17 protein-coding genes are annotated in these 26,146 nt (G+C 69.1%); 13 read left to right on the top strand and 4 right to left on the bottom strand.

Features of this window, described 5'->3' with window-relative positions:
- Positions 1 to 214 precede the first annotated feature (214 nt).
- From AB0898_RS12160 to AB0898_RS12135, 6 genes are all read left to right on the top strand, one after another.
- Positions 215 to 1,369, top strand: coding sequence for an alpha-lytic protease prodomain-containing protein (locus tag AB0898_RS12160; protein ID WP_366802792.1), 1,155 nt, complete (start codon positions 215 to 217; stop codon positions 1,367 to 1,369).
- 113 nt (positions 1,370 to 1,482) lie between these two features.
- Positions 1,483 to 1,995 carry an SRPBCC family protein gene (locus tag AB0898_RS12155; RefSeq protein ID WP_366802791.1) on the top strand — a complete coding sequence of 171 codons (513 nt, stop codon included), beginning with the start codon at positions 1,483 to 1,485 and terminating at the stop codon, positions 1,993 to 1,995.
- 229 nt (positions 1,996 to 2,224) lie between these two features.
- Entirely contained in the window at positions 2,225 to 4,114 is a 1,890-nt protein-coding gene (locus tag AB0898_RS12150) for a gamma-glutamyltransferase (RefSeq protein ID WP_366802790.1), read from the top strand.
- Positions 4,115 to 4,247: 133 nt separating this feature from the next.
- The gene (locus AB0898_RS12145) at positions 4,248 to 5,093 is read left to right on the top strand and encodes an inositol monophosphatase family protein (protein ID WP_366802789.1); all 846 of its coding nucleotides are present in this window, start codon (positions 4,248 to 4,250) and stop codon (positions 5,091 to 5,093) included.
- 98 nt (positions 5,094 to 5,191) lie between these two features.
- Positions 5,192 to 6,601 carry an NAD(P)/FAD-dependent oxidoreductase gene (locus tag AB0898_RS12140; protein WP_366802788.1) on the top strand — a complete coding sequence of 470 codons (1,410 nt, stop codon included), beginning with the start codon at positions 5,192 to 5,194 and terminating at the stop codon, positions 6,599 to 6,601.
- Positions 6,598 to 7,125 (top strand): O-acetyl-ADP-ribose deacetylase, encoded by a 528-nt coding sequence (locus AB0898_RS12135; RefSeq protein WP_366802787.1) that lies wholly within the window; start codon positions 6,598 to 6,600, stop codon positions 7,123 to 7,125. The genes AB0898_RS12140 and AB0898_RS12135 overlap by 4 nt, the downstream gene beginning before the upstream one ends.
- A gap of 29 nt (positions 7,126 to 7,154) precedes the next feature.
- Here AB0898_RS12135 and AB0898_RS12130 read toward each other — a convergent pair whose 3' ends face one another.
- A complete protein-coding gene (locus AB0898_RS12130; RefSeq protein ID WP_366802786.1) occupies positions 7,155 to 7,445 on the bottom strand; it encodes a DUF1330 domain-containing protein in 291 nt (96 codons plus the stop codon).
- A 34-nt stretch (positions 7,446 to 7,479) separates the two neighbouring features.
- Positions 7,480 to 8,409 (bottom strand): endonuclease/exonuclease/phosphatase family protein, encoded by a 930-nt coding sequence (locus AB0898_RS12125; RefSeq protein WP_366802785.1) that lies wholly within the window; start codon positions 8,407 to 8,409, stop codon positions 7,480 to 7,482.
- A gap of 135 nt (positions 8,410 to 8,544) precedes the next feature.
- On the opposite strand from AB0898_RS12125, the gene AB0898_RS12120 reads away from it, so the two are divergent.
- The 3 genes from AB0898_RS12120 to AB0898_RS12110 all read left to right on the top strand — a co-directional run bounded on the left by AB0898_RS12120 (position 8,545) and on the right by AB0898_RS12110 (position 11,952).
- A complete protein-coding gene (locus AB0898_RS12120; RefSeq protein ID WP_366802784.1) occupies positions 8,545 to 9,033 on the top strand; it encodes a hypothetical protein in 489 nt (162 codons plus the stop codon).
- 186 nt (positions 9,034 to 9,219) lie between these two features.
- The gene (locus tag AB0898_RS12115) at positions 9,220 to 10,374 is read left to right on the top strand and encodes a glutathione-independent formaldehyde dehydrogenase (protein ID WP_366802783.1); all 1,155 of its coding nucleotides are present in this window, start codon (positions 9,220 to 9,222) and stop codon (positions 10,372 to 10,374) included.
- Positions 10,375 to 10,539: 165 nt separating this feature from the next.
- Positions 10,540 to 11,952, top strand: coding sequence for a sugar porter family MFS transporter (locus AB0898_RS12110; RefSeq protein ID WP_366802782.1), 1,413 nt, complete (start codon positions 10,540 to 10,542; stop codon positions 11,950 to 11,952).
- 19 nt (positions 11,953 to 11,971) lie between these two features.
- On the opposite strand, the gene AB0898_RS12105 is transcribed toward AB0898_RS12110, so the two are convergent.
- A complete protein-coding gene (locus AB0898_RS12105) occupies positions 11,972 to 12,277 on the bottom strand; it encodes a hypothetical protein (protein ID WP_366802781.1) in 306 nt (101 codons plus the stop codon).
- A gap of 1,500 nt (positions 12,278 to 13,777) precedes the next feature.
- Between AB0898_RS12105 and AB0898_RS12100 the strand changes: the two genes are divergently transcribed.
- The 3 genes from AB0898_RS12100 to AB0898_RS12090 all read left to right on the top strand — a co-directional run bounded on the left by AB0898_RS12100 (position 13,778) and on the right by AB0898_RS12090 (position 24,554).
- Positions 13,778 to 16,513 carry a LamG domain-containing protein gene (locus AB0898_RS12100; RefSeq protein WP_366802954.1) on the top strand — a complete coding sequence of 912 codons (2,736 nt, stop codon included), beginning with the start codon at positions 13,778 to 13,780 and terminating at the stop codon, positions 16,511 to 16,513.
- A 300-nt stretch (positions 16,514 to 16,813) separates the two neighbouring features.
- Positions 16,814 to 23,182, top strand: a complete 6,369-nt coding sequence (locus tag AB0898_RS12095) for an RHS repeat-associated core domain-containing protein (RefSeq protein WP_407078335.1) — start codon at positions 16,814 to 16,816, stop codon at positions 23,180 to 23,182.
- Between the two features lie 862 nt (positions 23,183 to 24,044).
- Positions 24,045 to 24,554 carry an SMI1/KNR4 family protein gene (locus AB0898_RS12090; protein WP_366802779.1) on the top strand — a complete coding sequence of 170 codons (510 nt, stop codon included), beginning with the start codon at positions 24,045 to 24,047 and terminating at the stop codon, positions 24,552 to 24,554.
- Here AB0898_RS12090 and AB0898_RS12085 read toward each other — a convergent pair.
- Positions 24,544 to 25,059: a DoxX family protein gene (locus tag AB0898_RS12085; protein ID WP_366802778.1), complete on the bottom strand. Its 516-nt coding sequence runs from the start codon at positions 25,057 to 25,059 to the stop codon at positions 24,544 to 24,546. The genes AB0898_RS12090 and AB0898_RS12085 overlap by 11 nt on opposite strands.
- A 133-nt stretch (positions 25,060 to 25,192) precedes the next feature.
- On the opposite strand from AB0898_RS12085, the gene AB0898_RS12080 reads away from it, so the two are divergent.
- Complete coding sequence (locus AB0898_RS12080) at positions 25,193 to 26,128, top strand: pirin family protein (protein WP_366802777.1); 936 nt, start codon at positions 25,193 to 25,195, stop codon at positions 26,126 to 26,128.
- Positions 26,129 to 26,146: the final 18 nt, after the last annotated feature.

Below are 26,146 nucleotides of genomic sequence, written 5' to 3'. Positions count from 1 at the left end.
CAACTCGCTGCGTACTCGGCCGGTGACCCAGCCCGCTCAAGAAGGCGCCGTATGCCGGGAATCGTCCGGTCGGCCGGACCCGTCCCATGGATTCCGTCCGTTGGTATGGACCTGTCATGGAGGCGGGACTAGGCTCTGCCCCGCACAGATGAGAGCGCTCTCAGAAATCGGCTGTTCCACCCCCACCTTGCTGGAACGACGAAGGGCAACTCCCGTGAGACGCAAGAGACTTCTGCGCGCGGCCGGGGCCGCACTCCTCATGCTCGGCGGACTGACGGCGGCCGGTACCGTCCCCGCCACCGCCCACGACGCCACCACCGCCAAGGCCCCCGCCTCCGAGGGGCTGCTGACCGCGATGCGGCACGACTTCGGCCTGACGAGGGAGCAGGCCGAGGCCCGCCTGGCGTCCGAACGCGCGGCCACGAAGCTCGACCCGAAGGCCCGCGCGACGGCCGGGGCGGCGTACGGCGGCTCCTGGTACGACGCGGACAGCGGACGGCTCACCGTGGCCGTCACCGGCGCCGCCTCCCCGGCCACCCGCGCCGCCCTGCGCGAGGCCGGCGCCACGGTCCGTACCGTCCGGCACAGCGCCCGCGCACTGGACGCGGCCAAGGCCCGCATCGACCGCCTCAAGGCGCCCCAGGGCGTGAGCAGTTGGCACGTCGACCCGAAGGCGGGCACCGTCGTCGTCGGCGTGGTGGGCGACCGGCGGGCCGACAACGATGTCCAGAGCTTCCTGACCCGCGCCCGCGCCGCCGGACCCGTCACCGTCGAGACCGTCTCCAAGGCGGCGGGCACCCTCGCCGCGGGCACCGTCGGCGGCGACCCCTTCTACACCGGCAACGTCCGCTGCTCCATAGGCTTCTCGGTCTACGGCGGCTTCGTCACCGCCGGACACTGCGGACAGCCCTCCGCCGCCGTCTACGGCTGGGACCGCTCCTACGTCGGCAACTTCCAGGGCTCGTCCTTCCCGGACAACGACTACGCCTGGATCAACGTCGGCAGCGGCTGGTGGACCGTACCCGTCGTGCTCGGCTGGGGCACCGTCTCCGACCAGCTGGTGCGCGGCTCCAACGTGGCACCGCCCGGCACCTCCATCTGCCGCTCCGGCTCCACCACCCACTGGCACTGCGGCACCGTCCTCGCCCTCAACGAGACGGTCAACTACAGCCAGGGCGCGGTCCGTCAGCTGACCAAGACGAACGTCTGCGCCGAACCCGGCGACTCCGGCGGCTCGTTCATCAGCGGTGACCAGGCCCAGGGCGTCACCTCGGGCGGCTGGGGCAACTGCTCCAGCGGCGGCGAGACCTGGTTCCAGCCGGTCAACGAGATCCTGAACCGGTACGGGCTGACGCTGCACACGGCCTGACCGCGATCCGCGCAGGGCCCCGCCGGAGTCCGACGACCGGCGGGGCCCCTCCGCGTTCCCCCGCGCTCCGGCCCATACTTCGGGCATCGCCTTCGACAACTCAGGGAGAAGAGATGCGACTTGCCGACGTTCCCCGCGTGGAGTGCGCGACGGAGATCGCCGCCGAGCCGAAGCGGGTGTGGGCGCTGGTGTCGGACATCTCCACACCGGCCAGGTACAGCCCGGAACTTCAGGAGGTGGAGTGGCTCGACGGCGCGGCGGAACCGGCCGTCGGCGCGTGTTTCTCCGGGCGCAATCACAACGACATGCTGGGCGAGTGGCACACGGTCAGCCGCGTCACCCGACTCACCGAGCCCCGCGTCTTCGCGTGGGAGGTCGTCCGCTACAACGAGGGTGACCTCGGCGAGGCGTTGACGGTCTGGGCGTTCACCCTGGAACCGCTCGCGGACGGCTCGGGCACCCGGCTGCGGCACGGGATGCGTCTGGGGCCCGGCCGCGGCCCGCTGAACGCCTACGTCGAGCGGTACCCGGAGCGGGAGGAGCGGATCGTCGACGGCCGCCTCGCCCTGCTGCGCACCGGCATCGAGAAGACGCTGGCCGGGGTGAAGGCCGAGGCGGAGGCGTGAGCCGGGACTGAGCGGGGCTCGGGCGGGGTGCGGGGTGTGCTCGGTGCGCGGCGGGGCAGGGCTGACGTGCGGGCGGGGCGGGCTGTCGCGCGCACAGGGCATGGCCGGCGCGCCGGTGAGGCGTGGTTGACGCGCGGGTGGCCGGGCGGAAAGTCTCGTTCCGCAGACGCAGACGCAGACGCAGGCGCAGGCGCAGGCGCAGGCGCAGGCCAAGCAGACGGGAGCCCCCATGTTCACCACCCGCCCCACCCTCCAGGGCACCTTCGGCATGGTCTCCTCCACCCACTGGCTCGCCTCCCAGTCCGCGATGGCCGTGCTGGAGGACGGGGGCAACGCCTTCGACGCGGCCGTGGCGGGGGCGTTCGTGCTGCACGTGGCCGAGCCGCATCTCAACGGTCCGGCGGGCGAGGTGCCCGTCCTGCTCGCCCCGGCCGGCGGCGAGGTGCGCGTGCTGTGCGGACAGGGTGTCGCCCCGGCCGGAGCCACCGTCGCGCACTACCGGGGGCTCGGCCTCGACCTCGTACCCGGCACCGGCCCGCTCGCCGCCGCCGTGCCCGGCGCCTTCGACGCCTGGCTGGTGCTCCTGCGCGACCACGGCACCAAGTCCCTTGAGGACGTGCTGAAATACGCCATCGGGTACGCCGAGCACGGTCACGCGCCCGTGGAGAACGTCGGCGCGGCCGTGGAGAGCGTACGGGAGCTGTTCGAGACCGAGTGGACCTCCTCGGCCGAGGTGTACCTGCCCGGCGGCCGCGCACCCCGCCCCGGCGAGCTGCTGCGCAACCCCGCCCTCGCCGCCACCTGGAAGCGGCTCCTGGCCGAGACCGCCCGCGCGGGCGACCGCGAGGCCCGCATCGACGCCGCCCGCGAGGTGTGGCGCTCCGGCTTCATCGCCGAGGCCCTGCTGCGCCGGTCCCGCCGCCCCACCCTGGACACCAGCGGCGAACGGCACACCGGCACGCTCACCGAAGCCGACCTGGCCGGCTGGTCCGCGTCGTACGAGGACCCGGTCACGTACGACTGGAACGGCTGGACCGTCTGCAAGGCGGGCCCCTGGAGCCAGGGCTCCGCCTTCCTCCAGCAACTCGCGCTGCTGCCAGAGGAGTTGCCCGTGTACGAGTCCGCCGAGTACGTCCACCTGCTCGTCGAGAACTGCAAGCTCGCCATGGCCGACCGGGAGGCGTGGTACGGCGACGCGGCCCAAGTCCCGCTCGCGGGGCTGCTGTCGGAGGAGTACAACGCGGGACGGCGGGCGCTGGTGGGGGAGTCGGCGTCGTACGAGCTGCGGCCGGGGACGGTGGACGGGCGTGCGCCACGGCTGCCCGTTCGGGCCGGGCTGCGGGCGGACAGGGATGCCGGGAGTCTGCCGGGGGCGGGGGAGCCGACCGTGGGGCTGGGCGGCGTGGGCGAGCCGACCGTGGGGCTGGGTGGTGTGGGCGAGCCGGCGCTCGGGGCGGGGGAGCCCGCTGCCGCCGTCAGGTCCGGTGAGCCGCGCGTGAGTGCCGACGGCGCCACCCGGGGCGACACCTGCCACCTCGACGTCGTGGACCGCTGGGGCAACATGATCGCGGCGACGCCCAGCGGAGGCTGGCTCCAGTCCAACCCGGTCGTGCCCGAACTCGGCTTCCCGCTCGGCACCAGGCTCCAGATGGCCTGGCTGGAGGAGGGCCTGCCCAACTCCCTGACCCCGGGCCGCCGCCCCCGGACCACCCTCACCCCCTCGCTCGCGCTGCGCGACGGCGTACCGGTGCTCGCGTTCGGCACCCCGGGCGGTGACCAGCAGGACCAGTGGCAGTTCCACTTCTTCCTCGCCGCCGCCCTGCGCGCCCCGGTGCGCGGCGCCCTCGACCTCCAGGGCGCGATCGACGCCCCGAACTGGCACAACGACGGCTTCCCCAGCTCCTTCCACCCGCGCATCAGCCGTCCGGGCAGCGTGACCGTCGAGTCCCGGATGCCGGGGGCCGTCGTCGCGGAGCTGCGGCGGCGGGGGCACGACGTGACCGTGGGGCCCGCGTGGTCGGAGGGGCGGCTGTGCGCGGTCGCGCGTGATCCCCGGACGGGCGTGCTGGCCGCGGCCGCGAACCCGCGCGGGATGCAGGGGTACGCGGTGGGCCGCTGAGGTGGGTGCCGGGCGTGGGAGGTCGGCGCCGAGCGCGGGCTTCACCGGTTGTCCACACCCTTCTGACCAGGCATTTCCCGGGTTGTCCACAGCCTGCCGGGGGAATGTCGGCCGGGCGTGGTCTCATGGACACATGATCGACGACACGGCAGCCCTCGAAGAGTTTCTCGCCCGGCACTCCGCCGATGTGGAGGAGGCGATCCGCAAGGCGGCCGCGGCCGAGATCCTGCCCCGCTTCCGCAGACTCGCCGCGCACGAGGTCGACCAGAAGAGCGGCCCGCACGATCTGGTCACGGACGCCGACCGGCTCGCCGAGCGCCGCCTCGCCGCCGACCTGTGCGCCCTGCTGCCCGGCTCGGTCGCCGTCGGCGAGGAGGCCGTGCACGCGAACCCCGCGTCGTACGAGGCGATCAAGGGCGACGCCCCGGTCTGGATCATCGACCCGGTCGACGGCACCCGGCACTTCGTGCACGGCAAGGACGGCTTCTGCACCCTGGTCGCGCTCGCCCACCGGGGCACCGTGCTCGCCTCCTGGACGTACGCCCCGGTCCGCGACCAGCTGGCCACCGCCGTGCGCGGCCAGGGCGCCTATCTCGACGGGGAGCGCCTGTTCGCCGGGCCGCCCGAGCCCGGCCGTGACCTCACCGTCGCCGTGTCCCACCCCGACTACACCACCGAGGAACAGAAGCGCGCGCTGCGTGCCCTGTGGACCGACGGCGTCGCCCCGCGCTCGTGCGGCTCGGCCGGCCTGGAGTACCTGGCCATAGCCCGGGGCGACACGGACGCCGTCGCCTTCTCCTGGGAGGCCGCCTGGGACCACGCGGCGGGCCTGCTCCTGGTCGAGGAGGCGGGCGGCGCCCATCTCACCCTCACCGGCGAGCCGTTCCGCATAACCGGCGGCAACGTCCTGCCGTTCACCGCCGCCCGCGACGCCGCGACCGCGCGCCGCGTGGGGGAGCTGCTGCGTACGGCGTCCTGAACCGGGCGGGGAGCCACCCGCCGGGGGGAGCGGCGGCCCGCACGCCTATCCTGATCCGAGTTGCCACCGGCCGACGAGGGGGTCCCAAGGTGCCGTCGATGCTCGATGCCGTCGTGGTGGGTGCGGGGCCGAACGGACTGACGGCCGCCGTGGAACTGGCCCGGCGCGGCTTCTCCGTGGCCCTCTTCGAGGCCCGCTCCACCGTCGGCGGCGGCGCCCGCACCGAGGAGCTGACCCTCCCCGGCTTCCGCCACGACCCCTGCTCGGCCGCCCACCCGCTCGCCGTCAACTCGCCCGCCTTCCGCGCCCTCCCGCTGGAGCGGTACGGCCTGCGCTGGCTGCACGCCGAACTGCCCATGGCGCACCCGTTCCCCGACGGCGGCGCGGCGGTGCTGGCGAGGTCCGTGGCGGAGACGGCCGCCTCCTTCGGGCCGCGCGACGCGGGCGCGTACCGGAGGCTCGTCGCCCCGTTCCTGCCCCGCTGGGACACCCTGGTCCGGGACTTCATGTCCCTGCCGTCCACCGCGCTGCCGCGCGACCCGCTCACCCTGGCCCGCTTCGGTCTCGCCGGACTCCCGCCCGCCACCGCGCTGATGCGCCGCTTCAAGGACGACCGCGCCCAGGCCCTCTTCTCCGGCCTGGTCGCCCATGTGATGGCCCCGCTGAACGGCCTCGCCACCGGCGCCATCGGCCTGGTCTTCGCCCTGGCCGCGCACGCCCGGGGCTGGCCGGTGGCCGAGGGCGGCTCCCAGGCGGTCTCCGACGCGCTCGCGGCGTACCTGAAGGACCTCGGCGGCGCGGTGCACACCGACTACGAGGTAAAACGCCTGGACGACCTCCCGCCCGCCCGCGCCTACGTCTTCGACACCTCGCCCACCGCGCTCGCCCGTATCGCGGGCTTCGGCGGGTACTACGACCACTACCGCTACGGCCCCAGCGTCTTCAAGATCGACTACGCGCTGGACGGCCCCGTCCCCTGGACCGCCCCCGAGGCGCGCGTCGCGGGCACCGTGCAGATCGGCGCGAGCCGGGCGGAGATCGCGGACGCCCTGCGCGCCGCCTCCCGCGAGGGCCGCGCGCCGGAGAAGCCCTTCATGATCACCGTGCAGCCCAGCGTCGTCGATCCCACCCGCGCGCCCGAGGGCAAGCACGTCTTCTGGGCCTACGGGCACGTCCCGAACAACTGGAGCGGCGACCTCACGGACGCGATAGAACGCCAGCTGGAGCGCTTCGCCCCCGGTTTCCGCGACCGGGTCCTCGCCCGCGCCACCGCGGGTCCCGCCGAGATGGCCGCCGGCAACGCCAACTACGTGGGCGGCGACATTGCCTGCGGCGCGGCCTCCGGCCTCCAGCTCCTGCTGCGCCCCCGGCTGTCGGCGTTCCCGTACCGCACCCCGCACCCGGCCGTGTTCCTCTGCTCCGCCGCGACCCCGCCCGGTCCCGGGGTACACGGCATGGCGGGGCACAACGCCGCCAAGGCGGTCTGGAGGAGGCTGAGGCAGGGATGACCACGCTGCGACTCGTCCTGGGCGACATCACCCGCCAGCGCGCCGACGCGATCGTCAACGCGGCCAACTCCTCGCTCCTCGGCGGCGGAGGCGTCGACGGCGCGATCCACCGGCGCGGCGGCCCCGCCATCCTGGAAGCCTGCCGCGCCCTGCGCGCCTCCTCCTACGGCGGCGGCCTCGCCACCGGGCACGCCGTCGCCACCCCGGCCGGCCGCCTCGACGCCCTCTGGGTCATCCACACCGTCGGCCCCGTCTGGCAGGGCCCCGACAGCGACCCCTCCCCGCTCGCCTCCTGCTACCGCGCGTCCCTGCGCGTGGCCGACGAACTGGGCGCCCGCACGGTCGCGTTCCCCGCGATCTCGACCGGCGTCTACCGCTGGCCGATGACCGACGCGGCCGCGACAGCCGTGGAAACCGTCCGCACGACACCCACCGAGGTGGAGGAGATCCGCTTCGTCCTGTTCGACGAGCCGGCGTACACCGTGTACTCCGAGCTCCTGCGGGGCCGCGCGCAGCCGCTGTGAGCCGCGCCGCGGCTGAGCGGCCGGGACGTTCAGAGCCCCTGGACGATCAGCCGCCGGCTGTCCGTGTTGCGGATGCGCAGCGGTGCGATGGCCTGGTACTCCGCCGACTCGTTCCAGGCGCGTGCGGCAGCCAGGTCCGGGAACTCGACGAGGACGATCTGCCCGGGCTCCCAGGCCCCCTCGACCACGTCCACCTCGCCGCCCCGGGCGAGATACCTGCCGCCGTACGGCTGGAGCGTGGCGACGACCTTCGACCGGTACTCGGCCAATTCCTCGGCATTGCCCGTCAGTTGCACGTCTGCGATCACGTAAGCGGTCATACGGCCGACCCTATCCAAGGTCTCCGCCGGATGATCAGGACCGCCCGGCGGGCAGCAGCGCCAGCCGGGCGACGACCGCGCGGTGGTCCGTGCCCGGGACGGTGTGTTCCCGCACCGAGACGGCCGCCAGGCCCGGGCCGTGCAGGACGTGGTCGAGCTGGACCAGGGGCGGCAGGAGGGGTTTGCCGGCGGGCCAGGTGGGCGCCCAGCCGTGGCCGAGTTCGGCATGGGTGTCGGTGAGGCCGCCCGAGGACAGGAGGGTGCGCATCCGGGCGTGGTCGAGCGAGGCGTTGAAGTCGCCGAGGAACACCGTGTCGGGGCCGTCGGCGCGGGCGACCGAGGTCAGGGCGGTCATGTCGCGACCCCAGCGGGCGGCGTCACCGAGCGGGTAGTACGTGTGCACGGCCACGAGCCGTACCGTCCGCCCGCCGACCCGCACCCGCGCGGCGGTCTGGGGCCAGGCGGTGTCGGCCTTCAGCGGGCCGCCGTGCGTCAGCGGCAGCCGGGAGTACAGGGAGGAGTCGTTCTCGGGATGCAGCTCCCGGTACGGCAGCACCCGGCCGAGCCCGGCCTCCGCGAGCGCCCTCACCCCCGCGGGCGGCAGCTCCTCCACCGCCAGCACGTCGATCCGCTCCGACCTCACCAGCCGTACGACCGCCCGCGCGTCCGCCTTCCCCACATGGGCGTTGAGCGTGGCCACCCTCAACTCGGCCGCATCGGAGGGGACATGCTGCCGCTGCGGTACGAACCGGGGCACCAGCAGAGCCAGCTGAGCCGCCGCGAGCAGCCCCGCGACGACGACCACCGGCGTGGTCCGCAGCGACCGCACCGCGAGCACCGTGACCAGCACGAGCGCGCTCAGCGCGGCCCCGTACGGAAACAGCACCACCGGCACGGCGAGCGGCGTCCCCCCGTCCAGCCCGGTCAGCCGTACGAGCAGCAGGGCGCACAGCGGGACCACCACGCCCCACCCCAAGATCTTCCCGAACCCGCCGACACCCACTGTCCCCGCCTCCCCGCACCGGCCCAGGAGATGATCACTCCGGCCCCGTGAAGGGGGACGGCGCCGGCCGCCCGCCGGTTGCATACGATGATCACGATGGACGATGGCGCACAGCTCACGACCCTGCTCCACACCCTGGACCGGCTCCCCGGCCCGGACCACCTGGAGTTCCCCGACGGCTTCGACCACGCCCGGGCGAAGGCGCGGGCCATCCGGCTCAGGGACCGCCTGACCCACGACTTCGGCCACCCCTGCGACGTGGACGACCAGATACAGGACGCCAGTCACCACTACGAGATCGCCGTACCGGCCGAGGCGACCGGCGCGGGCGTGCTTCTGGTCGTGCGGCTGAGCAGCTTCGGTGACCTGGCGGCCGTGACGGTCCCGGGGCCCTTCGGCCAGGAGAGCCCGGAGGGCGCCGTCACACCGGAACCGCTGAGCGTGGTCGACATCGCTCTGCGCGACCTCCGCTACACACCGGTGCCCGCACGGCTGCTGCACCGGCCCTACGACGGCGTGAGCGACTGGCTCGCCCGCGAGTCCGGCCGCGCCACCTGGTGGACCCGCTTCTTCGACTACCTGTGACGCCCCCGGCCCCCTCACCTGCGAGGCTTGCGGCGGTCGTGTCACCGGAGTTACCTGGAAGTATCCGGCGGTGAAGCGAGGGTTCGAGGCCACGGTGAGGACCGGGGGCCCGCTCTTCCTGCGCGCCCTCGGCGGCGGTCCGCGCTCGCCACCGTCATCCGGCGTCAGACGCGGGAGGTGACAGAGGTGAGAGCCGTTGTCTACGAGAGGCCCTTCAGTGTCACGGTCGCGGAGGTGGAGGACCCGCGGATCCAGCACCCCAACGATGTGATCGTCCGCGTCACGTCGTCCGCGATCTGCGGTTCCGACCTGCACATGTACGAGGGGCGCACGGCGGCCGAGCCGGGCATCGTCTTCGGCCACGAGAACCTGGGCGTGATAGAGGAGGTCGGCGACGGCGTCACCTCCCTGCAGGTGGGCGACCGCGTCGTCATGCCGTTCAACGTCGCGTGCGGGTTCTGCAAGAACTGTCTCGCCGGCGAGACCGGGTTCTGTCTGACGGTCAACCCCGGCTTCGCGGGCGGTGCCTACGGCTATGTGGCCATGGGCCCGTACATGGGCGGCCAGGCCGAGCGGCTGCGGGTGCCGTTCGCCGACTTCAACTGCCTGAAACTGCCCGAGGGCGACGAGAACGAGACGGACTACGTCCTGCTGGCCGACATCTTCCCGACCGGCTACCACGGCTGCGAACTCGCGCAGGTCTCGCCCGGCGAGACCGTCGCGGTGTACGGGGCGGGACCGGTGGGGCTGATGGCCGCGTACTCGGCGCTGCTGCGCGGCGCGTCCAAGGTGTTCGTCGTCGACCGCGTGCCCGAGCGGCTCGCCAAGGCGGCGGAGATCGGGGCCATCCCGATCGACTTCACCCAGGGCGACCCCGCCGAGCAGATCAAGGCCCAGACGAACGGAGAGGGCACCGACAAGGGCATCGACGCCGTCGGCTACCAGGCCCAGCGGGGCGACGAGGCCCACCACGAGGAACCCGCCATCGTCCTCAACCAGTTGGTGGAGACGGTCCGGCCGACCGGCAGGCTCGGCATACCGGGCCTGTACGTCCCCTCCGACCCCGGCGGCCCCGACGAGCACGCCAAGCACGGTCAGCTCCTGGTCTCGATCGGCAAGATGTTCGAGAAGGGCCAGAAGATGGGCACGGGCCAGTGCAACGTCAAGCGGTACAACCGCCAGCTGCGCGACCTGATCGCCTCGGGCCGCGCCCGCCCCAGCTTCGTGGTCTCCCACGAACTCCCGCTGGAGGACGCCCCGCAGGCGTACGAGAAGTTCGACCAGCGGATCGAGGGCTACACCAAGGTGGTGCTGCATCCGGGCCACGACCTCGCCGCATGAGCGGGTGAGCGCGTGAACGGGACCGAGGCGTAGCACCGCCTCCTACGAAGCCGGGCGGCCGCCATCGCGCGAGCCGCCCGGCCGGGGACCGGGCCCGGCGTTACGGTTTCGACCGGGCCGTTCCTCCCTGGAGCCGCCCACCAGGGCCGTCACCCGGGAGGAACCGTGAGCCGAGCCGCAGAGCATGCCCCGCCGCCGGCCCGCGGCCTGAACGGGCGCATGCTGACGGCGGCCGTCGTCTCCGCGATCAGCGGTCTGCTCTACGGCTACGACACCGGCATCATCTCCGGCGCCCTGCTGCAGATCTCCAGGGAATTCCACATCGGCGACACCATGAAGGAGGCCATCGCCGCCGGGATTCTGCTGGGCGCGGTGATCGGCTCCCTCGCGTGCAGCCTGCTGTGCGAGCGGATCGGACGGCACCGGACCATCCTGCTGATCTGTGTGGTGTTCATCGCGGGCAGCCTGACCTGCTCGTTCGCGCCCAGCGCGGTCGGCCTGGCACTGGCCCGCGTACTGCTCGGCTTCGCCGTCGGCGGTGCCACGCAGACCGTGCCGATGTACGTCGCCGAGCTGGCCCCGAGGACGATCCGGGGCCGCCTTGTGCTCTGCTTCCAGCTCGCCATCGGCGTCGGCATCGTCATCGCGACCCTGGTCGGCGCGAGCGAGTCGGTGTCCTGGCGCGTGGCCATCGGCGCGGCCGCCGCACCGGCCCTGCTGATGCTGCTCGGCCAGCTGCGGCTGCCGGAGAGCCCGCGCTGGCTGGTCGAACAGGGGCGCGTGGACGAGGCGGAACGCGTACTGAAGGCGGTACGGCCCGACGACTACGACATCGCCCCCGAGCTGGACGAGATCGTGGCCCTCGCGGGGCGCCAGAAGAAGGTCGGCCGGGACCGGCGCGGCTGGCGCGGGCTGCGGCAGCCGTGGGTGCGCCCGGCGCTGATCGTCGGCTGCGGCATCGCCGTCTTCACCCAGCTGTCCGGCATCGAGATGATCATCTACTACGCGCCGACCATCCTCACGGACAACGGCTTCTCCCGGGAGGACGCGCTGCGGATCAGTGTGGCGCTGGGGGTGACTTACCTGGTGATGATGATCGTCGGCCTGTGGATCGTGGACAAGGTGGGCCGGCGCCGGCTGACCCTGGTGATGGTGCCCGGCGCGGCGCTCAGCCTGTTCGCCCTGGGCGCGTTCTTCGTCACCGGCCACTCCGGCCGCTCCGACATCCCCGGCATCGTCGCCTGCCTGCTGGCCTTCATGTTCTTCAACGCGGGCGGACTCCAGCTGATGGGCTGGCTCACCGGCTCCGAGATCTACCCGCTGTCGGTGCGCGCCGCCGCGACCAGCGTCCAGTCGGCCACGCTGTGGAGCACCAACCTGCTCATCACCCTGACCCTGCTGACGATGATCAACGCCCTCGGCGTCGGCCAGGTCTTCTGGATCTACGGCTTCTTCAACGTCGCCGCCTGGCTCTTCGTCTGGCGCCGGATGCCGGAGCTGACCGGACACAGCCTGGAGGACATCGAGGCTCACCTGAAGAAGGGCCGCTTCCACCCGGGCGACTTCGCCCGGGCGTGACGTTCACCGGGCCGGTGCCTCAGCCGTACAGCACGACGAGCGAGCCGCAGACCAGCACGGCCCCCGCCGTGACCCCGAGCACGCGGTACCGGTCCCACGCGGTCAGCGCGACCGCCCCCGCCCACACCGCCCCCGCGACGGCGGTGGCCATCCCGCCCAGGACGGTCTGTGCCGCCGCCAGCGGCAGCGGGGCAAGCAGCAGCGTCGGCGGTATGACGGCGAGCCGTGGTCTGATGTCCAGCTGCTTGTACACCACCACCAGCACGACCAGCGCGGTGACGATGACGACGGGAAGCGCGGTCAGATTCCCCCACGTGACACACACGCCGTCCGACGCACAGGTCCCCTCGGCCCGCCCCTGTGCCCGCGCGAGATACGTCCCCCACCAACAGTCAGCACCGCCCCGTGACGGCGACCCCGGACAAACGCGCGGCGAGGGCAGCGGTCCATGTCGGCAGTTTTGTCGGGGAGTTGAGCGAGGTCATCACTACGCCTGAACACGCGCCCAGCGGCAACTGCGGTGTGTGAGCGTCATGAGCCCGAGAGTCCTGCGCGGCTACCGGGAATGTGATGAAACACTCCCGCTCGCTGCTTTGGTGATCTTGACGCCAGAGTGTGGCTTCTCATCGTGAATCTCTTGGTTTCGTGGGGGCAGTCGCGTCATGGTGCATTCATCTGTGCAGGTCAGAGCGCCACAGAGGCGGAAAATGTGATTCGAGTCACATCCGATTGACTGCGGTCTGTAGCCGGTCCTTTACTTTGCATGCCCTTTGCAGGTTTCACAGGTTGGGGGGATTTGGTGAAGCGTGAGCAGGCTGGTGTGAAGCCGGCCCGGCGGGCGCGCGGAGTGCGTGCCTGTCTGTTGGGGGGTGTCGTCGCAGCGCTTGCGTTGTCGGGGCTGCCCGTTGCGGCAGGCTTTCCGGTAGCGGCTGCCGCCCCCGTGGGCGGCGGTGCGGTGGACGAGACCACCGCCTCTGCCCGCGCCCAGGCGTCGGGTGAGCCCGTGGAGGTGACGGCGGACCGCACGGAGTACTCCACGACCGAGGCGAATCCAGACGGCTCCTTCACGCTCACGCAGGCCACCACCCCCCAGCGAGTGAAGGAAAGTGACGGCGGGTGGGGTGCTGTTGATCCCGGGTTGGAGCGTCGTTCGGACGGGCGCATCGCACCCAAAGGGGTTGTCGTGAACCTGTCCTTTTCGGGCGGGGGGTCGGGTTCTGATCTGATCCGTCTGGGCAAGGACGGTCGGTCCGTCACCCTCGGCTGGGCCGGGACGCTCCCGGAGCCGACCCTGGATGGAGCGACGGCGACCTATGCGAATGTGTTCGACGGGGTCGACCTGCAACTTACGGCCACAGCGGAGGGCTATCGGGAGATCCTGGTCGTCAAGACGCCTGAAGCCGCGCAGAATCCGGCCCTGGAGCAGGTCAAGCTGTCCGCGTCCGGGGACGGCCTGACCGTGGCGCCGGGAGCCGGCGGGGGCCTTCGCGCCATCGACGAGGACGGCAATGCCGTCTTCCGTGGTCCTGCGGGCCAGATGTGGGACTCCGCCGGTGATGGCCAAGCAGGCCCGCAGTCGCAGCTCATGCGTGTGGGCGCTCGGGTCTCCGCGCAGGCTGGGGCACAGGACGATCCGACGCAGCCCGGGGACGGAGATGCCACTGCGGTACTTCCGGTGAGTGTGGACGAGAACGTCGTCGCCGTTCACCCAGACCTGGAGCTTCTGCGCGGCGAGAAGACCGTCTACCCCGTCTACATCGACCCGTCCGTCGGTCTCGGTGTCTCGGAGCGCACGAAGATCTCGTCCGACGGTGACAAGTTCTGGATGTTCGACGGTGACAAGGGCGTCGGCAAGTGCGGTAACGCGGACGGCTACTACTGCGGCGGCGGCTACGTCGACCGCATGTACTTCGAGTTCGCCCCCACCAAGCTGTCTGGCAAGTATGTTCTCGACGCCACCTTCCGGGCGCACGAGACCTGGTCGTTCAACTGCGACCCCCACTGGGTGGACCTGGAGCGTACCGACAACATCTCGGAAGGCACCCACTGGCCGGGGCCGAAACAGCTCGATCAGATGGGCGACCGCTACGTGTCGGCCGGCCGCGGCAGCCTGTGCAGCCCGGACCAGCCGGACGCGTGGATCGAGTTCAATGACAATCCTGACGAGCCCGACGAGAACCTCAAGAACACCGTCCGCTCGTTCGCGGACGGCAAGATCAGCCGCTTGACCCTCATGCTCCGTGCCAAGGACGAAACCGACGCACGCGCCTGGAAGAGGTTCGACGACAGCGCCGAGCTCCAGGTCACGTTCGCCTACAAGCCCGGTGTGCCCACCGATGTCGGCCTCATTCCGGGAAACGGCACGACGGCGTACTGCAACAAGTCGTCCTCCGACCCGCTCATCGTGACCCGGGTGGACCCCATGGTGCAGTCCCGGGTGCAGACGTTGGTGGAGTCGCACAAGGGCGACGAGGAAGGCTCTCTGCAGTCGGAGTACGTGGTTGAGCGTGGAGACGATGCCGCTTGGCACCAGGTGTGGAGCGGGCACATGCCGGACACCGGCTGGCATCCCGACGGGACGCTGGAGAAGATGCGGACCAGCAATCGCGCGGACGGGGGGCTGTATCGGTACAGGTCCCGTACTCAGTCGCACTGGTCCTACTCGGGCAAGAGCGGTGACCTGTGGTCTTCGTACAGTTCCTGGTGCTACTTCAAGATCGATTCCTCAGCACCGAAGCCACCACGTATCACCCCTGGTTCGCCGTACACGGAATGCATCGCAGACGCATGCGAGGGCAAGGGCGGACCGGGCGTACCTGGCTCCTTCACCTTCCAGCCGAACACCGCGGACATCGACGCGTCCGGGCACACGGACATTACCCAGTACGAGTACAAGCTGCTGTCCACGCCTGCCAAGAAGATCTCGGGCACCCTCAAAGCCGAGGTGAAGAATGTGGCACCTCCGCTCTCCGGCACGCAGGTTCTGTCGGTACGAGCCCAAGATGTGCGGGGCCGCTGGGGTGCGCCCGAGGAGTTCGTCTTCAAGGTATCGCCGGCGAAGGCTGAGGTGGGCCGGTGGCATCTCAACGATGGTGCACCCGGCTCGGGGATCATGTTGGCCAAGGACACGGCCACTGAGGGCAATCGACATGACGCCACCCTCGTGGGAGCTGCGGGAACCGGTTGGTCCACCCGCGCCCGTGGTGGTGAGTCCGACTATTCCCTGCGCTTGAACGATGACACCACTGACCCTGCCCAGCAGACGGGTTACGCCGCGACGTCCACTCCCGTCATCAACACGCAGGAATCGTTCACCGTCTCTGCCTGGGTGCAGCTGTCCGACGCGTCGACCAACCGGACCGTGCTGTCGGAACCGGGTACGAACAGCAGCTCGTTCCAGCTGTACTACTCATCGGCTTACAAGAAGTGGGTTTTCAACCGCGCAGACAAGGATCAGGCTGGCCCGGTCTACATCCGTTCGATGGCCGACGCGGAAAACCCGGCGCTCAATGTGTGGACGCATTTGACGGGAGTTTTCAGCACAGAGGGTGACGACGGCCTGCCGGATTCCGATCCCACTAACGACACCATCCAGTTGTTCGTCAACGGCCAGCCCCAGGGCAAGCCGGTGGTTCTGTCCCAGGCCGCCCCGACTTACACACCGTGGGCAGCGACTGGCGGGCTGCAGTTCGGACGCTTCAAGGGCAGCGGTACGTTCAGTCAGTATCACTTCGGTCTGCTGGACGAGGTTGCCGTGTGGCAGCGGACTATGTCACCGGCGGAAGTTGCCGACGAGGCCACGGTCATGCGAGACGGTGTACCGGCCAACGAGTTGGTTGCCCAGTGGGACGCCACCTCGGCCAAGGGGGCCGAGATTCCTGAAAGCACGCCGTACCCGCTGCCGTCGATGAAGCTGTCGCCCAGCGGTACCACGGTGGATGAGGACGACAACGCCCTGTTCCTGGACGGAACGAAGCAGTATGCGGCTTCCACCGGCCCCGTGCTGGATGAGACCGGATCGTTCACCGTGTCGGCAAGCGTCTATCTGGACGCAACTACGCTGGATACGAAGCCAGTTGGCTATAAGGCTCAGGCGGCGGCACAGCGCATGGGTGGGGAGTCGTCGTGGGCTCTGTGGGTGGTCAAGGTTGCAGAGCACCAGTACCAGTGGAAGTTCACCCGGACCTCCGTGGATCTGGCAGGCAAGGTCACCCAGAACGCAGAAGCGTCTGCGGGCGAAACGACGGAGGCCGGCAATTGGGTGCAGATCACGGGCGTCTTCAATGCCCAGGACGCCTGGCAGTGGACTGACCCTTCAGACGACAGCAAGACAGAGACCCGTCGCGGGACGCTCCACTTGTTTGTCGGTCAGCTTGACCAGACAGCAGATACCGCTCAATTCAGTAACTCCCAGCAGGGCGGCGGTGAACTGAGTCTGGGGCGCGGCACAGCCTCCGGCAGTACCGGCAACTATCTGGCCGGCGGTTTGCAGGAGCTCCGCATGTGGGCCGGGGCCATGACTGCCGACCAAGTCAGATCCCAGATCATCGAGGGCATCTGACAGTCCAAGCAGGCGAAGGCGGCCCGCTCGTCGAGCGGGCCGACCGGGAGCACTGCCCACGCCACACATTTCACCCCCGTTCCCACGTTTCCCGTTCTCAACGGCACGCGCCGCGAGCTGTCACGGCCAGGCGCCGCGTAGGAAGAACCCACCATGAATTCCTTTGCCATACCCCGGCCTCCAGCAGGCTGCGCAGCCGTCCCCGGAAGACGTTGGTTCCGGCACATCGCAGCAGTCACTGGACTCGCACTGCTGCCCGCGCTGCTGACCCCCGTGGCCTTCGCCGCCGCCACGGATCCGCTGGGCCGTCCCCACCTGAACGCCCCGCACGCCACGAAGGTGAGCCCCTTCACCGCGAAGGCGAACAAGCGGGCCGCTGCCGAGATGAAGAAGGCCGCCGAGGCAGACCGTGTCGCAGCAGCACGGGCCCGCCACGATCAGCGGCGCGAGGTTGCGTGGCCCAAAACCGGCAAAGCATCACTGAAGATCCCGGGCAAGGGAGTCGCCAAGGCTGCCCCCGGTTCTCTGCCTGTCACCCTGACCGCACCCCGCAAGGGTAATGCGGCCGAAAAGGTCACCGTTGAAGTCCTCGGTCAGCCGACGGCTGCGAAGCTCGGCGTCAAGGGCATAGTGCTGCGACTCACCGGAACTGAGCCCAGTGGCAACGTTCAACTGGGCATCGACTATTCCGCTTTCGCGTCCGCCTACGGCGGTGACTGGGCCGGCCGCCTGCAACTGGTGCGTCTGCCCGCCTGCGCGGTGAAGCATTCCGACGCGGCGAAGTGCCGCAAGCGCACTGAGCTGAAGTCTGTCAACAACCGTGAAAAGGACGTCGTTTCGGCGCCGGTCAGTTTTGCGGCTGGTGGACAGTCCATGCTGCTCGCTGTGGCGGCGGGAGCGAAGTCCGGAGCCGGTGACTACAAGGCGACCTCACTGTCCGCGTCCTCCACGTGGGAGGCAGGCGGTTCGTCCGGCTCCTTCACCTGGTCGTACCCGCTACGAGTCCCGCCGGCCGCAGCCGGCCCGCAGCCGGACCTGTCGATCTCCTACGACTCCGGCAGCATCGATGGGCAGACAGCGAACTCGAACAACCAGGGCAGCCAGGTAGGAACCGGCTTCGACCTGACCTCGTCATACATCGAGCGCAAGTACGACTCTTGCGACGACGACGGCCAGGACGAGAAGTACGACCTGTGCTGGAAGTACGACAACGCCTCTCTGGTTCTCAACGGCAAGGCCAGCGAACTCGTCAAGGACGACACCACAGGCAAGTGGCGCCTTAATAACGACGACGCCTCCACGGTGACGCACTCCACCGGCGCCGACAACGGTGACGACAACGGTGAGTACTGGATGGTCATCACCGGCGACGGCACCAAGTACGTTTTCGGCCTGAACAAGCTCGACGGCGCGAGCGCCGACGACCGCACCAACTCCGTATGGACCGTGCCGGTCTTCGGCGACGACGAGGGCGAGCCGGGCTACTCGGACGGCAGCAGCTTCTCCGGCCGCGACAAGACCCAGGCATGGCGCTGGAACCTCGACTACGTCGAGGACACGCACGCCAACGCCATGTCGTACTGGTACACGGCCGAACACAACAACTACGACAAGCTCGGCGACGACAACACGGGCACCGACTACGTCCGCGGCGGCTACCTCAAGGAGATCCGCTACGGGCAGCGTGCCGGCTCCCTGTTCTCCGGTGCCCCCGTCGCCTCCGACAAGGTGGTCTTCAGCTACGACGAGCGGTGCCTGGCGTCCGGCACCGGCTGTGACTCGCTGACCGAGGACACCCGCGACAACTGGCCCGATGTGCCGTTCGACGCGATCTGCAAGGACGGCGACAAGTGCACCGGCAACGTCGGCCCGACGTTCTTCACCCGTAAGCGGCTGACCTCGATCAGCACGTACGCGTGGAACGCCGCGGCCGCGACTCCCGACTTCGCTGCGGTGGACGCGTGGTCGCTCAAGCAGATCTACCTCGACCCGGGTGACACAGGCGACTCGACGGACCAGTCACTGTGGCTGGACGAGATCAAGCACACGGGCAAGCGCGGCACGGATCTCTCGCTGGACCCGGTCAAGTTCAGCCACATCATGCTTCCCAACCGCGTCGACGGCGCGGCCGACAACATCCTGCCGCTGAACAAGCCCCGCCTGAAGACGGTCACCTCCGAGACCGGTGCACAGACCATCGTCAGCTACATGGAGGCCGACTGTACCGCCGGCGGTACCAAGCCCAAGCTCGACGAGAACACCAAACGCTGTTACCCCGTGTACTGGTCGCCCAACGGCGAGAAGGACCCGAAGCTCGACTGGTTCCAGAAGTACCCGGTCAGCTCCGTCTCCAGCACTGACCCCCAGGGCGGTTCCGAAGCGGTCCAGCACAGCTACCAGTACAGCGGCGGCGCCGCCTGGCACTACGACAACGACCCCTTCACCCCCGCCAAGGAACGCACCTGGTCCATCTGGCACGGCTACCAGCAGGTCACACACTTCACCGGCATCTCCACCGGTACCCGAAGCAAGGAAGTCACCGTCTACCTGCGCGGCATGAACGGTGACCGCGTGCTCGGCACGGACGGCAAGACCCCCGACCCGGACAAGCGTAAGTCCGCCGAGGTCACCGGAATCAAGGCCCCCAAGATCACCGACTCGGAGCAGTACGCGGGCTTTGTCCGCGAGTCGGCGAGCTACAACGGGGACGCGGAAGTCGGCGGCACGATCAGCGACCCGTGGTCGAAGCGGACCGCGACCCAGCACAAGTCCTACGCCGACACCGAGGCGTACTACGTACGCACCGCCGCCACTCACTCCCGCGCCAACATCACCAGCAAGCTCAACCCCTACGACCGGGTCCACACGGTCAAGACCACCTACGACGACTACGGCATGGCCGAGACCGTCGAGGACGAGGGTGACGACGCGGTCAGCGGCGACGAGAAGTGCACCCGCACCTGGTACGCCCGTAACGACGACAAGGGCATCAACTCCCTCACCTCACGCACCCGGACGGTCGCCAAGACCTGCGACATCACGGACTCGGCTCTCGATCTCCCGGGTGACGGCACACGGCCCGGCGATGTCATCTCCGACACAGCCGTCGTCTACGACAACGCGACGGCCACCTCCTGGTCGGCCACCCAGCAGCCGACCAAGGGCGAGGTGAACTGGTCCGGTCGTGCCAAGTCGTACGGCAGCGATGACGCGCCTGCCTGGCAGAAGGTCTCGACGACAACGTACGACGCCCTCGGACGTCTGCTGATCGTCAAGAACACCAACGGCCTGGCCGTCTCCTCCACCACCTACGACCCGACCTCATCGGGACCGCTCACGTCGACGTCGGTCAACGACGCCATGACGTACAAGACCACCACGACCCTGGACTTCGCCACTGGTGCGGCCCTGAAGGTTACCGACCCCAACAACAAGGTCACCGAGAGCGAATACGACAGTCTCGGGCGTACGACGAAGGTCTGGCTGCCCAACCGCTCCAAGGTGCTCGGCAAGACTCCGAACTACGTCTACGACTACCACGTCACCAGCACCGCCATGTCCTGGGTTTCGACCGGCACCCTGAAGAACGACGGCTCCGGCTACAACACCAGCTACGAGTTCTACGACTCCCTGCTGCGCTCCCGCCAGGTTCAGGCACCCTCGCCTCAGGGCGGCCGACTCATCGCCCTGACGCTCTATGACGCTCGCGGCCTGGCCGTGAGTTCCCAGTCGGACATCTGGGACAGCACCTCGCCCCCAAGCAGCCAGGCTGTAGAGACCTCCGGCGGCCAGGCACCGATCCAGACCGACACGACCTACGACGGCGCCGCACGCCCAGTCAAGACGGTGACGAAGGTCCACGGTGTCACCCGCTGGAGCATCGACACCACCTACACCGGGGACACCGTCGCCACCAGCGCACCGGCCGGCGGCCAGGCGACCGCCATGGACACCAACGCGCTGGGGCAGACGACCGAACACCGCGAGTACGCCGGCCCGACACCGACCGGCACGGACTACACGAAGACCGATTACACCTACACTCCGGCCGGACAGCAGGAGACCATCACCGGCCCGGACCGGTCCAAGTGGTCCTACACCTACGACCTGTTCGGCCGACAGGTCACGGCAGTCGACCCGGACAAGGGCAAGAGCAGCACCGAGTACGACACCCTCGACCAGGCCGTCAGCACCACCCCGAACAACGACGCTTCGAAAAAGCTGCTCTACGCATACGACGACCTGGGCCGCAAGACGGGCATGTGGCAGGCCGACAAGACGGACGCCAACAAGCTTGCCGCCTGGACCTTCGACACCCTGGCCAAGGGGCAGCAGGACACTGCCGTGCGCTACGACGGCGGCGTGAGCGGAAAGGCGTACACCGAGAAGGTCACCGCCTACGACGCGATGTACCACGCGACCGGCAGTCAGCTGCTCCTGCCCGACGCCGAACCCCTCGTCTCCGGCGGCTACGTGGCCAAGACGCTGTCGTTCAGTACCGGGTACAACATCGACGGCACGATCAGCCAGTATTCCGCTCCCGCGGTGGGTGGCCTGGCGGCCGAGACCGTCTCCTACACCTCCAACGCCCTGGGCCAGCAGCTCACGGCGAAGGGCACCACCGGCTATCTGCAGGGTGCCGCGTTCTCCCCGCAGGGCGACCTGCGCCAGCTCACCCTGGGCATGGACGGGACATCCTCGGCCAAGAAGGCTTACCTCAACTGGGACTACGAGGAGGGCACCCGCCGCACCACCCGCTCCTACGTCACCGACGACGTACACGGCTACATGCCGCAGGAGTTGAAGTTCACCCAGGACGACGCGGGCAACGTCACCTCCATCTTCGACGCCACCACCCAGGGCGGCACCGCCAAGGCCGATCAGCAGTGCTTCAGCTATGACGGCTACAGCCGTATGACCGACGCGTGGACCCCCAAGACCGCGGACTGCGCGTCCGCCGGCCGCACGGTGGCCAACCTCGACGGAGCGGCCCCGTACTGGACGTCGTACACCTACAACGACGCCGGCCAGCGCAAGACGGAAACGCAGCACGCCGCCTCCGGCGACAAGACCACCACCTACACCTACAACGACCCCGCCGACAGCAAGCCGCACACGCTGGACAAGACGACCGGTGCCCGTGCCGCCACCTACACGTACGACAGCAGCGGCAACACCACGTCGCGCCCCGGGCCGACAGCCCAGCAGACACTGTCCTGGAACACCGAAGGCGACCTGTCCAAGCTGACCGAGAGCAGCAAGGAGACGAGCTACCTCTACGACGCCAGCGGCGAACTGCTCATTCGGCGGGCCAAGAGTGACGGCGACACCATCCTCTACCTGGGCGCCGGAACAGAACTCCGCCTGACGACCAAGAGCACCACCAAGACCGCGTCCGGCACCCGCTACTACACGGCGAACGGCCATACCATCGCGGTCCGCACCGCCACCTCCGGCGTCTCCGGCACCAAGCTGAGCTTCCTCGCCGCCGACCACCACGGCACGTCCAGCATCGCCCTCGATGCCACCACATACGCCGTAAGCAAGCGCTACAGCACCCCGTTCGGTGCCCCACGCGGCACGAAGCCCGGGTCCTGGCCGGACGACAAGGCCTTCCTGGGTAAACCCGCCGACGACGCGACAGGTCTGACCCATGTAGGAGCCCGTGAATACGACCCGGTCATCGGTCAGTTCACGAGCGTCGACCCTCTGCTCACCGCAGACGCGCCTCAGTCACTGAACGGGTACTCCTACGCAGACAACAACCCCACAACCGGCGCCGACCCGACCGGCCTGTGCAACGTAGTCGACTGCCCGACCCGCAACTGCCCCAACTGCCTGAACAGAACCCCGACCGACACGGACCCCAACTCGCCGGCACTCACCGACTACGCCGGTTCGGGGAGCACACCCAACAACACGCGCAGGGCGTCTACGGGCGGAACCAGTGGAACGGCGCACACCAGCAGTGCGGGAACAGTAATTGTTTTCGCGGAAGTTCCGCAATCCGAGGATTCAGGACCCCATTATGTTTGGGGAGGGTCGAAAGGTGTTTGCGTCTGGGCGGCGGCAAGCAGCTGTGTAACTGTTGAGAATCAATCGATTCAATCGAATGAAATCGAAGACCTTCCGTGCCCTTCCGGTGAATCTGAATGGGTTTGCAATGCTCGTAACAGCCTCTACAAATTCGGTCTTCAGACGGGGATGACCGGTGGATCTGTTGGCTTGTTCGGGTTGCGTTCGGGTGCACGATGGAATCAGCTGGTGCGTCTCCCCGAAGGATTGACAAGATCTCAGTTCTCGGAAATGGGAAAAGTGTTTCAGGATGGTCTGAAGATCGATGCGGACGTTGTTGTGCAGGGCAGTCGGGTTACGGGTAATGTGACTGGGGGGTCGGATATTGATATTGCCGTTCGCGTAATGCCGAAAACATTCGACGCTATGATTGCAAAGCGTTGGTCCAGCCCGAGGCCCGGTTCGGCGAACTCGCGCACGAGAGATCGTGCGGTGGCGACGGGGAAAATCACGGCTGGCGATGCGGTACCGAAGTTGAGCGGGCTGCGCGGCCAGGTTGAGCGCATCCTGGGTGACGAAGTGAGCCATGTCGATGTGTCGATCATCAAGATGGGAGGGGAATTCGATAATGGGCCATTCATTTCCGTCAAATGAGAACGTTTCCAGTGCGGGTTTGGATTGTTCTATTTATGTAAACTCGGAGAACCGTGAGGCTGTCCGGCAGACTGTTGCTCGAGGTGTCGGTGGCGATACGGGGGTGTCTGGTATGGTAATCGCTTCAACGTTCACGGCGTATATTTCTCACAATGATTACGAAATCGAATCGGCTGATGATTCGGATTTCGTGTCGTGGCCGTCAGTTCTGGAGTGTGAGCAGGCTGTGGGGGCTACTGTGGAGGCGTTCGTAAGTGTCATTGGGGAATGCTTGAATGTGTTGTGGGGGGATGGTTTCCAGGCTGTGGCTGCATGCGACTTCGAGGAGCTCCTCCCTTATTCGGGAGGGATAGGCCGCTTCTCCTGAGAAGTGGTGCTCCGGCCTCGGTTTGTCGGCGCCCGAAAACGGCCGACAAGTCGAGGCCGATACTGCAAGCGAAGCCGGAGCTGTTCACCTGACGGCTGCAGGACGTGGAACGCTTCGTTGGCGGGCACGGGAACTGGGAGATCGCTGCCGGGCTGCGGGTCGGTGAGCGGTCCGTGGAGCGGTGGCGCCGCCAGCGGCGCGAGCGCGGCGAAGCGGGGGGTCTGTCGAAGGGATCGCCGGGGCGACCGAGGCTCAGCGACGCGCAGATCGCCGGGCTGGAACGGGGAGCTGGAACGCGGACCGCCGGTCCACGGCTGGGCCGGCCGGCGGTGGACACTTGCACGGATCAAGACGTTGATCGGCCGCCTGTTCGGCGAGTTTCTGTCGGAGCATCGTCATATTGTTGTGATCGGCAGGGATCGCTGATCGAGATCGGGAAGCGTTCCGGGGACCAAAGTCGCGGTACTGGACAGGCGGAGCGGCAGGAAGAGGCGGATGATCAGCGCCACCGAGGACAGCGACCGTCTGCTCGAGCTGGTCCGCGACAACGCCAGTCTCGCCAACCACGCGGGCGGATGCGACGCGGAGATGCTCGCCGCCGCCGAGCGGGAGCTGGGCGTCGTGTTTCCGCCCTCGTACCGCCGCCTGATCGAGACGTTCGGGACGTGGGACATTGCAGGGGAGGAGTTCCTCGGGGTGTACCGGACGCCGGCCATGGGGCGGATGCTGCTGGGTTCGGTGGTGGAGACGCTGGACGCCCGTCGGTACGGCATGCCGTCCGACCTGATCGTCGTCATGGACGACGGAGGGTGCGATCTGATCGTCCTCGCGGCGGCGGACGCGGACGGTGACGGGGAGTACCCCGTCTTCGCGTGGAACCCGGGTGTGGAGGACCGGCGGGACATGGAGCGGCTCGGGGACAGCTTCGGTGCCTATGCCCTCTCCGTGTGCGAGCGTGCCGTACGGAACAGCCGTGGCGGCCGGGCCGAGCCGGTCAGCCCCTGATGATCAGCGCCACCACCGATGCCGCCGCCGCGAGGATCACCCCGGCGACTCCGTAGGCGAGCCGGTGGTGCCGCAGGACCGGTACGAAGTGGTCCAGGGCGATGCGGCCGGGGCCCGTCAGGGTGAGGCCGAGGGCGACGACGGCCAGGAGGAGGGTGAACTCGAAGCCGGCGGGGGCGAAGAAGCCGCTGTTCCAGGTGACGGCCAGCGCGTTGACCATCGTGCCGAGAGCGGCCGCGCCCGCGAGGGGGGTGAGGAGGCCGAGGGCGAGGCCGATGCCGCCGAGGGTCTCGGTGAGGCCCGCGAGCAGGGCGAAGGCCGAGCCGGCGGGATAGCCGCTCAGGGTGAAGAAGTGGCCGGTGGCGTCCAGACCGCCGCCGCCGAACCATCCGAACAGTTTCTGCGTGCCGTGCGAGAAGAGGATCACGCCGGCCGCCAGCCGGATGACCAGCAGTCCCACGTCGTAGGCGGGCTGGGAAGAGGCCGGGCGGTGGGGGGAAGTCATGCGAGGGGCCTTTCGGAAGTGCGTGGAGCCGGGATGTCAGGGATCCCCCTAGGGGGGTGTACCCGCTGAGGCGGGCGGCCTATGATGAGAAATGTAGTTGAACGTAAAACCAAATGGAGCGGGAGGCGCCGGCGTGACCAACGGCGAAGGAACACGGGTCGACGTACTGACCCCGCGCGACGTACCCCTCGGCGGCCCCCGCGCCATGACCGTCCGCCGGACCCTGCCGCAGCGCGGACGGACCACCATCGGCGCCTGGTGCTTCGCCGACCACTACGGCCCCGACGACGTCTCCGCGAGCGGCGGGATGGACGTCGCCCCGCATCCCCACACCGGCCTCCAGACCGTGAGCTGGCTGTTCAGCGGGGAGATCGAGCACCGGGACAGCCTGGGCAGCCACGCCTTCGTACGGCCCGGCGAGCTGAACCTCATGACGAGCGGCCACGGCATCTGCCACTCGGAGGTCTCCACCCCGGGCACCACCGTCCTGCACGGAGTCCAGCTGTGGGTCGCCCTGCCGGAGGAGCACCGGGACGCGGAGCGGGACTTCCGGCACCACGTCCCCGAACCCGTAGGGGTCGACGGCGCCGAGATCAGGGTCTTCCTGGGGGACCTCCCCGGAGTCGACCGCTCACCCGTGCCGACCTTCACGCCCCTCCTCGGCGCCGAGATCGTCCTCCAGCCGCGCGCCACCCTGACCCTCGCCGTGGACCCCGCCTTCGAGCACGGCCTGCTGGTCGACCAGGGGCAGGTGCGGCTGGACGGTACGGCGCTGGGCCGGGCCGAACTGGGCCATCTGCCGCCGGGCGGCGACACCCTCACGCTCACGAACGACACCGACGAGCTCGCGCGGGCGGTGCTGCTCGGGGGCACCCCGTTCGAGGAGGAGATCGTCATGTGGTGGAACTTCATCGGGCGCAGCCACGAGGACATCGTCAAGGCCCGCGAGGAGTGGCAGAGCGCCTCCGGCCGCTTCGGCGCCGTCGACGGATACCCGGGCGACCGGCTCCCGGCCCCCGCCCTGCCGCACGCCGCGCTCAAGCCACGGGGAAACCCCGGGCGCCGTTGAACCCCGGCCGAACCCGAA

This window comes from Streptomyces sp. NPDC005435 (genome assembly GCF_040703155.1).
In the GTDB taxonomy this organism is placed as follows: domain Bacteria; phylum Actinomycetota; class Actinomycetes; order Streptomycetales; family Streptomycetaceae; genus Streptomyces.
Note: the sequence above shows the minus strand (reverse complement) of the source record. Positions and strands in the feature narration are given on the sequence as shown.

Excerpts from the sequence above, each read along its gene's own strand:
- AB0898_RS12085 (WP_366802778.1), bottom strand. The coding sequence starts at position 25,059 with ATGACTTCCCCCCACCGCCCGGCCTCTTCCCAGCCCGCCTACGACGTG.
- AB0898_RS12090 (WP_366802779.1), top strand. The coding sequence starts at position 24,045 with ATGATCAGCGCCACCGAGGACAGCGACCGTCTGCTCGAGCTGGTCCGC.
- AB0898_RS12135 (WP_366802787.1), top strand. The coding sequence starts at position 6,598 with ATGACCACGCTGCGACTCGTCCTGGGCGACATCACCCGCCAGCGCGCC.
- AB0898_RS12155 (WP_366802791.1), top strand. The coding sequence starts at position 1,483 with ATGCGACTTGCCGACGTTCCCCGCGTGGAGTGCGCGACGGAGATCGCC.
- AB0898_RS12120 (WP_366802784.1), top strand. The coding sequence starts at position 8,545 with ATGGACGATGGCGCACAGCTCACGACCCTGCTCCACACCCTGGACCGG.
- AB0898_RS12100 (WP_366802954.1), top strand. The coding sequence starts at position 13,778 with ATGTTCGACGGTGACAAGGGCGTCGGCAAGTGCGGTAACGCGGACGGC.
- AB0898_RS12150 (WP_366802790.1), top strand. The coding sequence starts at position 2,225 with ATGTTCACCACCCGCCCCACCCTCCAGGGCACCTTCGGCATGGTCTCC.
- AB0898_RS12130 (WP_366802786.1), bottom strand. The coding sequence starts at position 7,445 with ATGACCGCTTACGTGATCGCAGACGTGCAACTGACGGGCAATGCCGAG.
- AB0898_RS12140 (WP_366802788.1), top strand. The coding sequence starts at position 5,192 with ATGCTCGATGCCGTCGTGGTGGGTGCGGGGCCGAACGGACTGACGGCC.
- AB0898_RS12145 (WP_366802789.1), top strand. The coding sequence starts at position 4,248 with ATGATCGACGACACGGCAGCCCTCGAAGAGTTTCTCGCCCGGCACTCC.